10 protein-coding genes are annotated in these 12779 nt (G+C 65.6%); 9 read left to right on the forward strand and 1 reads right to left on the reverse strand.

Going from position 1 to position 12779, the window contains the following annotated elements; genetic code table 11:
• The first annotated feature begins 71 nt into the window (after nt 1-71).
• The gene (locus EYB42_RS14305; RefSeq protein ID WP_135450803.1) at nt 72-2360 is read left to right on the forward strand and encodes a right-handed parallel beta-helix repeat-containing protein; all 2289 of its coding nucleotides are present in this window, start codon (nt 72-74) and stop codon (nt 2358-2360) included.
• Nucleotides 2361-2466: 106 nt separating this feature from the next.
• On the opposite strand, the gene EYB42_RS14310 is transcribed toward EYB42_RS14305, so the two are convergent.
• On the reverse strand, nt 2467-2958 hold the full coding sequence (locus EYB42_RS14310; RefSeq protein WP_135450804.1) for a pyridoxamine 5-phosphate oxidase: 492 nt from the start codon (nt 2956-2958) through the stop codon (nt 2467-2469).
• A gap of 104 nt (nt 2959-3062) precedes the next feature.
• On the opposite strand from EYB42_RS14310, the gene EYB42_RS14315 reads away from it, so the two are divergent.
• The 8 genes from EYB42_RS14315 (at nt 3063) to EYB42_RS14350 (ending at nt 12717) form a co-directional block, all read left to right on the forward strand.
• A complete protein-coding gene (locus EYB42_RS14315; protein WP_135450805.1) occupies nt 3063-4712 on the forward strand; it encodes a SulP family inorganic anion transporter in 1650 nt (549 codons plus the stop codon).
• 298 nt (nt 4713-5010) lie between these two features.
• Nucleotides 5011-6975, forward strand: a complete 1965-nt coding sequence (gene acs / locus EYB42_RS14320) for an acetate--CoA ligase (protein ID WP_135450806.1) — start codon at nt 5011-5013, stop codon at nt 6973-6975.
• A gap of 2 nt (nt 6976-6977) precedes the next feature.
• Nucleotides 6978-7640 carry an adenylate kinase gene (locus tag EYB42_RS14325; protein WP_135450807.1) on the forward strand — a complete coding sequence of 221 codons (663 nt, stop codon included), beginning with the start codon at nt 6978-6980 and terminating at the stop codon, nt 7638-7640.
• A gap of 61 nt (nt 7641-7701) precedes the next feature.
• Nucleotides 7702-7959, forward strand: a complete 258-nt coding sequence (locus tag EYB42_RS14330) for a DUF4212 domain-containing protein (protein WP_135450808.1) — start codon at nt 7702-7704, stop codon at nt 7957-7959.
• A gap of 14 nt (nt 7960-7973) precedes the next feature.
• Nucleotides 7974-9929, forward strand: coding sequence for a sodium:solute symporter family protein (locus EYB42_RS14335; RefSeq protein WP_135450809.1), 1956 nt, complete (start codon nt 7974-7976; stop codon nt 9927-9929).
• 57 nt (nt 9930-9986) lie between these two features.
• Entirely contained in the window at nt 9987-11810 is a 1824-nt protein-coding gene (locus EYB42_RS14340; RefSeq protein WP_135450810.1) for a DUF294 nucleotidyltransferase-like domain-containing protein, read from the forward strand.
• Nucleotides 11811-11814: 4 nt separating this feature from the next.
• Nucleotides 11815-12333 carry a hypothetical protein gene (locus EYB42_RS14345; RefSeq protein ID WP_135450811.1) on the forward strand — a complete coding sequence of 173 codons (519 nt, stop codon included), beginning with the start codon at nt 11815-11817 and terminating at the stop codon, nt 12331-12333.
• Between the two features lie 3 nt (nt 12334-12336).
• On the forward strand, nt 12337-12717 hold the full coding sequence (locus tag EYB42_RS14350) for a response regulator transcription factor (protein ID WP_135450812.1): 381 nt from the start codon (nt 12337-12339) through the stop codon (nt 12715-12717).
• Nucleotides 12718-12779: the final 62 nt, after the last annotated feature.

A 12779-nucleotide genomic window follows, 5' to 3' on the forward strand; every position in this document is an offset into this window, starting at 1 on the left:
CGCGGTTACCGGGGTCTTTCCCTCCCGCTTCGCCCTTGGCATGGCGCAAAGCGAGGCGAGGGAATTCTCAGATGAACAAGGCAATCACCGACGGGCTGGTCCTGATGCCGCCGCCGTTCTCGGCCGGGCTGAACCTGTGGTCGCGCGAGGACGGGACGCCCGGATCGGCGTCGTATCAGGGCCAGCCAAACGCAGCGCTGGTAACGAATGACCAGGATTTCGCGGGCTGTCTGGAATTGCAGAAGACCGAAGCAACGCAGCGGCTGCGCAGCTTTGCCCACACGCCGATCCAGCCGGGTCTGTATCTGCGTGTCTCGGCGCGTGTCAAGGCGGTGTCGGGGAACCTGCCTTCGGTGCGCATCGCCGCCTGGGCGGGGGATGTGAACGGGCAGAATGTGGCGACTGTCGTGCAGGAGGGATCCTCGGTCGCGCTGACAGGCTATGGCGAGGTTGTGACGGTCAGCGCGATCATCTCTCCGGCCAGGCGGACGGGCGTGGATCTGGCATGGACCACCCAGGTTGCATATGCCCATGTCGGGCTGGATCTGACCGGGCCGAACGGCGGGGTGGTGCGGATCGACGATCTGGTGGTCGAGGATGTGACGAACATCTTCATCCGCAAGCTGATGGACTGGGTCGATGTGCGCGACTACGGCGCGCTGGGCAACGGGACAGCGAATGACAGCGCGGCCTTCCTGGCTGCCGATGCAGATGCGCAGGGACGGGCGATCCTGGTGCCTTCGGGTGTATTCCGGTTGAACAGCAACGTCACGATCAAAGGCCGGATCCGGTTCGAGGGAACGGTGTCGATGCCGTCGAACCGTCGGCTGGTCCTGACGCGGAATTACGACCTGGACACCTACAGCCAGGCCTTCGGGTCCGAGGTCGAGGGGTTCCGCCGCGCGATGCAGGCGCTGTTCTACTTCACCGACCATGTGACACTTGACCTGTCCGGGCGCCGGGTCGATCTGACCGAACCGCTGGACGTTGCAGCAGTGGCGGGGCTGACCAACTTCAGCACCCGCAGGGTGGTGCGCAACGGGTCGCTGAATGCCGTTCCCGGGCCGGGGTGGCAGACAGAGGAATTCACGTCGGTCGCGACCTATTCGCCGGCGAACAACCTGGTCCTGACCGGTGTGGCGAACGTCGCCAGCATCCCTGTCGGTTCGCTGGTGATCGGAACGGGCGTCGGGCGAGAGGTCTATGTGCGGTCGAAGAACGTGGCCGCGGGAACGATCGAGCTGAGCCAGCCCCTGTGGGGCGCAGCGGGGACGCGGCCCTACACCTTCCGCCGGTTCAAGTACATGCTGGATTTCAGCGGCTTCGATCTGTTGTCCCGCTTTGAACTGGAGGATATCGAGTTCTTCGGGCAGGGGGTCTGTTCGGGGGTCATGCTGCCGGTGACCGGGGCGACCATGCGCTTCGTGTCGTGCAGCTTCAACCGGCCGCGGGATCGCGGAATCACCTCGATCGGCACGGGCTGTCAGGGCATGTTCGTGGACATGTGCCAGTTCCTTTCGAACGAACAGGCACTGAACGCGGTGGACCGGACCACGATCGCGCTGAACATCAATGCGAACGATACCAAGCTGCGCAACAATCGCGTGGTGCGGTTCGCGCACTTCGCGGTTGTGAACGGCACGGGCCATCTGATCCATGCCAACCACTTTTTCCAGGGCGACGAGAATCCCGCCGGCCTGCGCCGTGCCGGACTGATCTTCACGCAGACCAATGTCTCGACAGTGGTGACGGGCAACTACATCGACAACTGCTTCATCGAATGGGGCAACGAGCATGATTCGGCGCCCGAATGGGATGGCGAGTTCTCGTTCGGCGGGCTGAACATCGTGGGCAACGTGTTCATCGCGTCGAACACCAGCAGTTCCTTTCGCTGGCTGGTGGTGCGTCCCTACGGGCCGGGGCACTATCTGAACGGCTTCTCGCTGGTGTCCAACAGCTTCCGCGTGTTCAATGCCACGATCGATCGGGTCGAGATGGTCGATTCCAGCCTTGCCACGCTGGATTTCGCCAGGTCGCGCAACGTGCGGGTCGAGGGTAACAGCTTCAACAACGTGGCGCAGGGCATTCTGAACCCGGTGATCGTGACCCATACACAAAACACCGCAGCCGAGACCTGGAATGTCAGCGCGGGCGGGTTCATTCCGTTTGGCGCGCGGATCAGGATGGTCGAATCGGTGCAGCCCGAAGGCACGATCAGCACAAGCTCCAACACGGCGCGTTACATGTTTCCGAACGCGACCCCCGGAACCGGCACCCAGGGCAACGAGGCGCAACTGCGCTGGGGCGAGGCGGTTCGCGGCAAGGCGATCGTGACAATGCGGATGGACATGCCGGCCTGAGCGAAGTGTCGAGGCTCGGGATGCCTGACCGGGCCATCGGACGGTGCCGGTGCACCGGCTTGACCTTTTCGAACACGGGCGGTCCTTCGGGGCCGCCCGAGCCACATCACAGATCCTCAGGTGCCAGTCGGAAGGCCCGGGCGAAGCCGCCGTTCAGAAGTGCCGAGACCGGGGTCAGCCGGAAGAAGGCAAAGTCGGGCAGGTCGATATAGGCCCGGGCCTTCGGGTTGCGGTCCAGCCAGCGGGCGCGGATCGCGGGCAGGGCCGGATCGTCTGGCGCAACGCAGGCCGCGCGGGCGCGGATCATCAGACGGGGATGGGTCAGAGGATCACCCTTGGGCCCGACCTCGCCCAGCATCAGCGCACAATCGGGCCGGTCGCGCAGGGCGCGGAAATGCGGCGCGAGGCCCGAGACAAGGGTCAGCATCCCGGCCTCGGGGTCGCGGGCGAAGGCGATACGGCTGATTCCGGGCGTCCCGGTGTCGGGGTCGGTCCATGCAAGGGCGGCGTGAGCCAGCGACAGAAGGTCGCGCGCCAGCCGCAGCGCCTCGGCATCGGCGGGCTGCACGGGATCGGTACGGGTGGGGTGGTCGGACATCGGGGCTTATCGCGGTTGACAAGGTGCGGGTCGAAGAGTCTGATGCGCTCATTCACACTGACATGTCAGCGATTACTGGCGCCATCCTTCGCCCGGACACGATCATGACCCACGCCCCTTCCGGCCGCAATGACCGGACCGAATTCCTGCCGAAGCTTTGGACCGTCTGGCGCGAGGGCTATGGTCTTGCCGACCTGCGGGCCGATGTGATGGCCGGCCTGACGGTGGCGATCGTGGCCCTGCCCCTGTCGATGGCAATTGCCATCGCCAGCGGGGTCGGGCCGGAGCGGGGGTTGTTCACGGCCATCGTCGGCGGGTTCCTGGTCAGCGCGCTGGGCGGTTCGCGCTATCAGATCGGGGGGCCGGCGGGGGCCTTCATCGTGCTGGTTTCGGCCTGCGTCATGACTATCGGGCTGCAGGGGCTGATCCTGGCGACCTTCCTGTCGGGTTTTGTGCTGATCGCGGCGGGGCTGCTGCGGTTTGGCACCTATATCCGTTACATGCCCTATCCGGTAACGGTGGGCTTCACCGCCGGCATCGCGGTCATCATCTTCGCCAGCCAGCTGCGCGAGATGTTCGGGCTGAGCCTGTCCGGAGGGGAGCCGGCCGAGATCCTGCAGAAGGTGCAGGCGCTATGGGCTGCAAGGGGGACGGTGACCCCGTCGGCGGTTGCAGTGGCGGCGCTGACGGTGGCGGCGATCGTGGGGCTGAAGCGGCTGCGTCCCGGCTGGCCGGGCATGCTGGTTGCGGTGGCGCTTGCCTCGCTTGTCGTGGCCGTGCTGGACCTTCCGGCGGAAACCATCGGCACCCGGTTCGGGGCGCTGCCGAACATGCTGCCCATGCCGGCACTGCCAGACCTGGGCTGGGCCGAGGTGCAGGCGGCGCTGCCCTGGGCGATGAGTTTCGCGTTGCTGGGTGCGATCGAGTCGCTGCTGTCAGCGGTAGTCGCTGACGGCATGAGCGGGGCGCGGCACCGGTCCAACGCAGAACTGGTGGCGCAGGGCGTGGCCAACATCGGCTCGGCCGTGTTCGGCGGGTTCTGCGTGACCGGCACCATCGCGCGGACGGCGACGAACGTGCGGGCGGGCAGCCGGGGGCCGGTCTCGGGCATGCTGCATGCGCTGTTCATTCTGGCGTTCATGCTGGTCGCGGCACCGTTGGCAGCTTACATCCCGCTTGCCGCCCTGGCGGGCGTGCTGGCAGTGGTGGCCTGGGGCATGGCAGAGCGGCACGAGTTCGTGGCCCTTCTGCGGTCGTCGCGCGGGGATGCCATGGTGGTCAGCGTGACCTTCCTGCTTGTCGTCTTCCGCGATCTGACCGAGGGCATCATCGTCGGCTTTGCGCTTGCCGGGATCGTGTTCATCAAGCGGATGTCCGAGGGCACGGCGATGCGCCCCCTTGCGGAACATCAGGTCACTGCGCGCGAGGATCGTGTCGTCTATTTTCTTGAGGGGCCCTATTTCTTCGGTGCGGCCGCGCAGCTGGGCGGCGTGCTGGACCGGATAGCCGAGGCCCCGCGCGCCCTGGTTCTGGACATGTCAGGCGTGCCGCTGATCGACAGTTCGGGGGCGCGGAGCTTCCATACGCTGGCCGCCCGGGTGCGACGGCGGGGCGGGCAGCTTTATCTTGTGGGCCTCCGCGACAGCCTGCGGCGGCAGCTGGAGGCACAGGGCCTGGGCGAGCCGGAAGTGCGCTTCCTGCCCGATGTCGCAGCGGTGGACCGGATCCTGGATCGGGCGGTCGAATCAAACTGACCCAGACAGAAGGCGAGCGCGCCGCGTCCGAACCTTTCCGGGACGGGAATGGCCCCTTCACGCCGCCGTGAACGGCAGGCATTTGAAATTGAACGCATTCCCCGACGCGATTTTCACGAATTTGCAGAATTGACGATGATTCCGTCAAGTAATTTACAGAATTATTCATGATAATTATGGGGTTACGATTTTCTTTACGAAGTGCTATCCTGCTTGGCGGTAGAGAGCATTCCGCGCCTCGCGGAGCGACGCAGAGCGATGGGGTCTTTGGCCGGACCCCGTCGAGAGGAGGACCGCCATGACCGACCAGACTGCCCTGAAATCCGTCTACCCGGCTTCGCCCGACTTCGTGGCGAAGGCGCATGTGGATGCCGACACCTACGAGGCACTCTATGCAGAGTCGGTGCGGGATCCGGACGTGTTCTGGGGCCGGGAGGGGCTGCGGCTGGACTGGATAAAGCCCTACACCAGGGTGAAGAACACCTCGTTTGCGCCTGGCAACATCAGTATCAGGTGGTTCGAGGACGGGGTGCTGAACGTCAGCGCCAACTGCATCGACCGCCACATGCTGACCCGCGCCAACCAGACCGCGATCATCTGGGAGCCGGACGATCCGAAGGAACCCGCCCAGCACATCACCTATGCGCAGCTGCTGGAAAACACCTGTCGCGTTGCTAACGTGCTCAAGGCGCACGGTGTAGGGAAGGGCGACCGGGTCATTCTCTACATGCCGATGATTCCCGAAGCAGCCTATGCGATGCTGGCCTGCACCCGGATCGGGGCGATCCATTCGGTGGTGTTCGGCGGCTTCTCTCCCGATGCGCTGGCCAACCGGATCAACGACTGCGAGGCGAAGGTCGTCATCACCGCCGACTGGGCCCCGCGTGGTGGCAAGAAGACGGGGTTGAAAGACAATACCGACAAGGCGCTTCTACACTGTTCGGACAAGGTCAAGGTGCTGGTGGTCAAGCGCACCGGCGACCAGACCAGCTGGGTCGAGGGGCGCGACTTCGACCTGACGGCGGAGATGGCCGCGGCCAAGCCCTATTGCCCCTATGTCGAGGTCGGAGCGGAAGACCCGATGTTCATTCTTTACACCTCGGGTTCGACCGGCAAGCCGAAGGGTGTGGTGCATACGACGGGGGGGTATCTGGTCTATGCCTCGATGACGCACCAGATCACCTTCGACTACCATGATGGCGACATTTTCTGGTGCACGGCGGACGTGGGCTGGGTTACCGGGCACAGCTACATCGTCTATGGCCCCTTGGCCAACGGAGCGACGACGCTGATGTTCGAGGGCGTGCCGACCTACCCCGATCCGGGCCGGTTCTGGGAAGTCTGCGCCAAGCACAAGGTCAACCAGTTCTATACCGCGCCGACAGCGATCCGGTCGCTGATGGGCCTTGGCGCGGAGTGGGTTGAAAAGCACGACCTCTCCAGCCTGAAGCTTCTGGGCTCGGTGGGCGAGCCGATCAACCCGGAAGCGTGGAGCTGGTACAATACCCATGTCGGCAAGGGCAGATGCCCGATCGTCGATACCTTCTGGCAGACGGAAACCGGCGGGCACATCATCACGCCCATTCCAGGCGCGATCCCGCAGAAGCCGGGTTCTGCGACAAAGCCCTTCTTCGGCGTCAAACCCGAGGTTCTGGATCCTGCCACAGGCAAGGTGCAGGGCGAAACCGCGACGGAAGGCGTGCTTTGCATCACCGACAGCTGGCCCGGGCAGATGCGCACGCTGTGGGGCGACCATCAGCGGTTCGAGGAAGCCTATTTCAGCCAGTACAAGGGCTATTACTTCACCGGCGACGGCTGCCGCCGCGACGAGGATGGCTATTACTGGATCACCGGGCGGGTCGATGACGTGATCAACGTCTCGGGCCACCGGATGGGCACGGCCGAAATCGAAAGCGCGCTGGTGGCGCACGAGGCTGTGGCCGAGGCTGCCGTCGTCGGCTATCCGCACGACATCAAGGGGCAGGGCATCTATGCCTATGTCACGCTGATGAAGGGGATCGAGCCCAGCGAGGATCTGCGCAAGCAGCTGGAAGCCTGGGTGCGCCAGGAGATCGGCCCGATCGCCAAGCCCGACCTGATCCAGTGGGCGCCGGGCCTGCCCAAGACGCGTTCGGGCAAGATCATGCGCCGCATCCTGCGCAAGATCGCCGAGAACGACTTCGGGTCGCTGGGCGATACCTCGACGCTGGCCGATCCGTCGGTGGTGGACGATCTGATCGCCAACCGGATGAACCGGGGCTGACGATGGCGCCGGTGATCATCCTTCTCGGACCGCCCGGCGCGGGCAAGGGCACCCAGGCACGGATGCTGGAAGAGGACTTCGGTCTCGTCCAGCTTTCCACGGGTGACCTTCTGCGCGCCGCGGTGGCGGCCGGAACGGAAGCGGGCAACAGGGCGAAGGCGGTGATGGAGGCCGGGCAGCTGGTGTCGGACGACATCGTTCTGGCGATCCTGAAGGACCGCATGGCGCAGCCCGATGTGGCCAAGGGCATCATTCTGGACGGCTTTCCGCGCACTACGGGTCAGGCCGCAGCGCTGGATCGGCTTCTGGCCGAGACCGGGCAGAAGGTGACTGCCGCGATCAGCCTTGAGGTGGACGATGACGCGATGGTTGCCCGTGTGTCCGGCCGCTACACCTGCGCTGCCTGCGGTGAGGGCTATCACGACGAGTTCAAGCGGCCCGCGCAAGCCGGGGTCTGCGACAAATGCGGCGGCACGGCGTTCAAGCGCCGCGCCGACGACAATGCCGAAACGGTGCGCGAAAGGCTGCAAGCCTATCACGCCCAGACGGCACCGCTGATCGTGCATTACGAGTGCCAGTCAGTGCTGGAACGGGTGCCGGCGATGGGATCCATCGACGGCATCCGTGCCATGCTGGCCGACATCGTGGGGCGCGTCTCAGCCTGACGGGAGGGGCCGTTCCCCTGGATCCCCCGGGGGTGCGGAAAACAAACAAGGGAGAGTACTCATGGCAGACAAATCATCTGCCAACGCCTATTGGGCAGCGAACGTCCGGATCATCCTGATTTCTCTGGCGGTCTGGTTCATCTGCTCCTTCGGGCTTGGCATCCTGCTTCGGCCTGCGCTGAAGGGCATCATGGTCGGCGGCGCCGACCTGGGCTTCTGGATGGCGCAGAACGGGTCGATCTACGTCTTCATCGCGCTGATCTTCATTTATGCGAAGATGATGAACAAGGTCGACCGCGAACACGGCGTGGAAGAATAGGGGGAACGGGACAGATGGATCAGTTTACCCTCAACCTGATCGTCGTTGGCTTTACCTTCGCCATCTACATCGGGATCGCGATCTGGGCCCGGGCGGGCTCGACCGCGGAATTCTATGCGGCCGGTCAGGGTGTGAACCCGATCATGAACGGCATGGCGACGGGCGCGGACTGGATGTCGGCGGCCTCGTTCATTTCCATGGCGGGGATCATCGCCCTGGCCCCGGTCGGCGGCTACACGCAGTCGGCCTTCCTGATGGGCTGGACCGGGGGCTATGTGCTTCTGGCCATGCTGCTTGCGCCCTACCTGCGCAAGTTCGGCAAGTTCACCGTGCCGGAATTCGTCGGCGACCGTTTCTATTCCAAAACGGCGCGACTGGTGGCGGTGCTGTGCCTGATCGTGATCTCGGTCACCTACGTTATCGGCCAGATGCGCGGCGTGGGCGTGACCTTCTCGCGCTTCCTGGAAGTCTCGACCGACATGGGCCTCTACATCGGCGCTGCCGTGGTGTTCGCCTATGCCGTGCTTGGCGGCATGAAAGGGATCACCTACACCCAGGTTGCCCAGTACATCGTGCTGATCATCGCCTACACGATCCCGGCGATCTTCATCTCGCTGTCGCTGACCGGCAACTTCCTGCCGCAGCTTGGCCTGATCGGCGGCTATGCGCCGCAGGGTGGCGAAATCTCGATGCTGGCCAAGCTGGACCAGGTGGTCACGGAACTGGGCTTCACCGCCTATACCGCCGACACGACGAACATGTTCAACATGTTCCTCTTCACCATGGCCCTGATGATCGGGACCGCGGGTCTGCCGCACGTCATCGTGCGCTTCTTCACCGTGCCGAAAGTGGCTGACGCGCGGTCGTCTGCCGGCTGGGCGCTGGTGTTCATCGCGCTTCTCTACACGGTCGCCCCGGCGGTCGGCGCGATGGCCCGTCTGAACCTGACCACCACCTTCTGGCCCGGCGCCAAGGAAGGCTCGGCCCTGTCGGCCCCGGCCCTGTCGCTGGCCGACATCGACAGCAAGCCGGAGCTGAGCTGGATCAACACCTGGAAGGCGACCGGCCTGCTGGAGTTCAGCGACAAGAACGGCGACGGGCTGATCCAGTACTTCAACGAGCCGAAGGCGGTGGCGGACGCCAACAAGAAGCTGGCCGAGGCCACCAAGGCCCTGGCGGATGCCCCTGCGGATGCCGACAAGACCCCGCTGGAAGCCGCCGTTGCCGAAGCCACCACGGCGCGTGACGCCGCGCTGGCCGAAGCGAAGCTGGGCGACAAGACCCTGGCCGAACTGGGCTTTGTCGGGAACGAAGTCACCAAGGTCGACAACGACATCATGGTGCTGGCGAACCCGGAAATCGCGGCCCTGCCGGGCTGGGTCGTGGCGCTGGTCGCCGCGGGTGGTCTTGCCGCCGCGCTGTCCACCGCCGCGGGCCTGCTGCTGGCCATTTCCTCGGCCGTCAGCCACGACCTGATCAAGGGTGCGATCAACCCGAACATCAGCGAGAAGGGCGAACTTCTGGCCGCCCGGATCTCGATGGCCTTCGCCATCGCCCTGGCCACCTACCTTGGCCTCAACCCGCCCGGCTTTGCCGCGCAGGTGGTGGCCCTGGCCTTCGGTCTGGCGGCAGCCACGATCTTCCCGGTCCTGATGATGGGGATCTTCTCGAAGCGCGTGAACACCGCCGGGGCCATCACCGGGATGCTGGCCGGTCTGGTCTTCACCTCGGTCTACATCTTCCTCTACCTGGGCTGGTTCTTCATCCCCGGCACGAACGTGTATCCGAACACGCCCGACCAGCACTTCTTCGGTATCTCGCCCCTGTCGATCGGCACGATCGGCGCCGTGGTGAACTTCGTCGTCGCCTATGCGGTCTCGATGGCCACCAAGGCTCCGCCGCAGCATGTGGTGGACCTGGTGGAATCGATCCGTGTGCCGAAAGGCGCCGGCAAGGCCGTGGCCCACTAAGCCCTCTGCGCCTCCGGGGAGACCCGGGGGCGCATCCCTTCAACCGGGCGCAGGATCATGGATCAGGACAGCAATCCGCTTCTGGCCTTCCTGGAGACGGTGCATCCCTACGACAGCCTGCCGCGGGACGAGATGGCGCGCGTCGCCGCCTCCTTCAGCCGCAGGCATTACGACGACGGCGCAATGATCTACACCGCCGGCGAACCGCTGACCGGGATCTTCCTGATCCTCGAAGGTTCGGTCGAGGTGCTGGAACCTTCGGGCGGCCTGGTCTCGCTGCTGGGCCCGCGCAACAGTTTCGGCGAACGCGGTCTGATGCGCGACGGCACGGCGGTGACGACGGCGCGCGCCAACGGCGGGGCAGAGATCCTGATGCTGCCCGCGGCAGAGTTCCGCCGCCTGATCGCTTCCTATCCTGCCTTCGAACGCTTTTTCCACCGTGGCCGGCATCAGGAAAACCGCGAGGCTGACATCTCGACCCGCAAGGTGGGCGACCTGATCGCCCGCGCACCGATCTCGGTGCCGCCCGAAACGACGATCCGGGCGGCCGCCGAACGGATGCGGGCGGCGCATATCTCCTGCCTCGCCATCACCGAGGGCGAGCAACTGGTCGGCATCATCACCGCGCGGGATTTCGTCAACAAGGTGCTGGCCGAGGGGTTGGACCCGGCCGCGCCAGTCAGCGCGGTCATGGCGCGCGATCCGATGGTGCTGACGCCGGACAGCCTGGGGTCGGACGTGCTGAACCGGATGCTGGAGCACCGGATCGGGCATCTGCCGGTGGTCGAGGACGGCCGGCTGGTCGGCATGATCACCCAGACCGATCTGGTGCGGTTCCAGGCGGTCAGCTCGGCGCTTCTGGTGCGGGATGCGGCCACGGCGCAGAGCGTGGCCGAACTGGCCGAGACCACCGCCCGCATCCCGCGGCTCCTCGTGCAGCTTGTGGGCGGCGGGTCGGCGCATGAGGTGGTGACGCGGCTCATCACCGACATCGCCGACACGGTGACGCGGCGGCTGCTGGCCATGGCCGAGGCCGAGCTTGGCCCGGCCCCTGTGCCCTACCTGTGGCTCGCCTGCGGGTCGCAGGGGCGGCAGGAGCAGACCGGCGTTTCGGATCAGGACAACTGCCTGATGATCGACGACGCCGCGACCGAGGCCGACATGGGCTATTTCGCCAGGCTGGCGAAGATTGTCTCGGACGGGCTGAACGCCTGCGGCTATGTCTACTGCCCCGGCGACATGATGGCCACCAACCCCCAATGGTGCCAGCGCATGGCAGTCTGGCGTGGCTATTTCCGCAAATGGGTGAACGCACCCGACCCGATGGCGCAGATGCTGGCCTCGGTCATGTTCGACCTGCGTCCCATTGGCGGGACGGCGAACCTTTACAGCGACCTGCAGGCCGAGGTGCTGGAGATGGCGGCGAAGAACTCGATCTTCGTCGCGCACATGATTTCCAACAGCTTGAAGCACACCCCGCCCCTGGGCCTTCTGCGCGGCTTCGCCACCATCCGGTCGGGGGAATACAAGAACCACATCGACCTCAAGCACAACGGCGTGGTGCCGGTGGTCGATCTGGGGCGGGTCTATTCGCTGATCGGGCAGCAGGGGGTGGTGAACACCCGCGCCCGGCTGGAGGCGGCGGTGGAGGCCGGGGTGATCTCGGACAGCGGCGGGCGCGACCTGATCGAGGCCTACGACCTGATCGCCCAGACCCGGCTGGAACACCAGGCGCGGCGGGTGAAGGCGGGCGAGAAGCCCGACAATTTCATCGCGCCGTCGGAACTTTCGGATTTCGAGCGCAGCCATCTGCGCGACGCCTTTGTCGTCGTGCGCACCATGCAATCCGCCGTGGGCCAGGCCCGCGGCGCACGGAGTTGACGCGATGGCCTTGGAACTGATCGGAGCCCTGATCGCCGCCGCCACGCTGGGCCTTCTGGCCTGGGCGCTGCGCCGCTGGCGGCCGGGCCTGCCGCGCTGGCTGGTCCCGTTTGCTGCCGCCGTCGGCCTGATCGGCGCGACCCTGGTGCTGGAATACAGCTGGTACGACCGCGTCGTGGCCGAGCTGCCGCCGGGGATCGAGGTGGTCCGCGTCGAGGAAGAAGCCATGCCCCTGCGGCCCTGGACCTATCTGAAACCGATCCGCATGCGGTTCTGGGCCATCGACCAGCGCAAGCGCATGATCCATCCCCAAGTCGGCAGCCTGCGCATGGTCCCGGTCCTGAAATTCGCCCGCTGGCGGCCGGTGGAGGACGGGCTGATCGCGGTCGATTGCGCGGGCGGACGGCAGGTGCCGGTCGTCGAGGGGGTGAAGATTTCCGAGACGGGAGAATTGACGGGGGCCGACTGGCAGCCGGCCCCCGCGGGCGACCTGTTGCAGGCTGCCGCGTGCAGGGAGGGGTAGGGCATGGACCGCAAGCCGCGCATCCTTGTGGTGGAGGACGAGGACAACATCGCCGTGGCGCTGGATTACCTGATGACGCGTGAGGGCTATGACCACGACCGCGTCGCCAATGGCGCCGAGGCGCTGCCCCGGATCCGCGAAACCCACCCCGACCTTGTTCTGCTGGACGTCATGCTGCCCGAGGTTTCAGGCTACGAGATCTGCGAGGGGATCCGCACCGACCCCTCGCTTGCGGATGTGAAGGTGCTGATGATGACGGCACGGGGCTCGGCAATCGAACGGCGCAAGGGCCTGGCGCTTGGCGCGGATGGGTTCATCTCGAAACCCTTCGAGCTGAAGGACCTGCGCGACGAGGTGCGCCGTCTGTTGGGCGGGGCGGGCTGAGGCCGTGACCGGGGCGCGACAGGGGCGTGCGGCGCTTCCCGCCCCCCCTTGTGGGGGAGGAA

The organism is Tabrizicola caldifontis (assembly GCF_004762095.1).
Taxonomy (GTDB): Bacteria; Pseudomonadota; Alphaproteobacteria; order Rhodobacterales; family Rhodobacteraceae; genus Tabrizicola; species Tabrizicola caldifontis.

Excerpts from the sequence above, each read along its gene's own strand:
- EYB42_RS14325 (WP_135450807.1), top strand. The coding sequence starts at position 6,978 with ATGGCGCCGGTGATCATCCTTCTCGGACCGCCCGGCGCGGGCAAGGGC.
- EYB42_RS14315 (WP_135450805.1), top strand. The coding sequence starts at position 3,063 with ATGACCCACGCCCCTTCCGGCCGCAATGACCGGACCGAATTCCTGCCG.
- EYB42_RS14335 (WP_135450809.1), top strand. The coding sequence starts at position 7,974 with ATGGATCAGTTTACCCTCAACCTGATCGTCGTTGGCTTTACCTTCGCC.
- acs (WP_135450806.1), top strand. The coding sequence starts at position 5,011 with ATGACCGACCAGACTGCCCTGAAATCCGTCTACCCGGCTTCGCCCGAC.
- EYB42_RS14345 (WP_135450811.1), top strand. The coding sequence starts at position 11,815 with ATGGCCTTGGAACTGATCGGAGCCCTGATCGCCGCCGCCACGCTGGGC.
- EYB42_RS14310 (WP_135450804.1), bottom strand. The coding sequence starts at position 2,958 with ATGTCCGACCACCCCACCCGTACCGATCCCGTGCAGCCCGCCGATGCC.
- EYB42_RS14305 (WP_135450803.1), top strand. The coding sequence starts at position 72 with ATGAACAAGGCAATCACCGACGGGCTGGTCCTGATGCCGCCGCCGTTC.
- EYB42_RS14340 (WP_135450810.1), top strand. The coding sequence starts at position 9,987 with ATGGATCAGGACAGCAATCCGCTTCTGGCCTTCCTGGAGACGGTGCAT.
- EYB42_RS14330 (WP_135450808.1), top strand. The coding sequence starts at position 7,702 with ATGGCAGACAAATCATCTGCCAACGCCTATTGGGCAGCGAACGTCCGG.
- EYB42_RS14350 (WP_135450812.1), top strand. The coding sequence starts at position 12,337 with ATGGACCGCAAGCCGCGCATCCTTGTGGTGGAGGACGAGGACAACATC.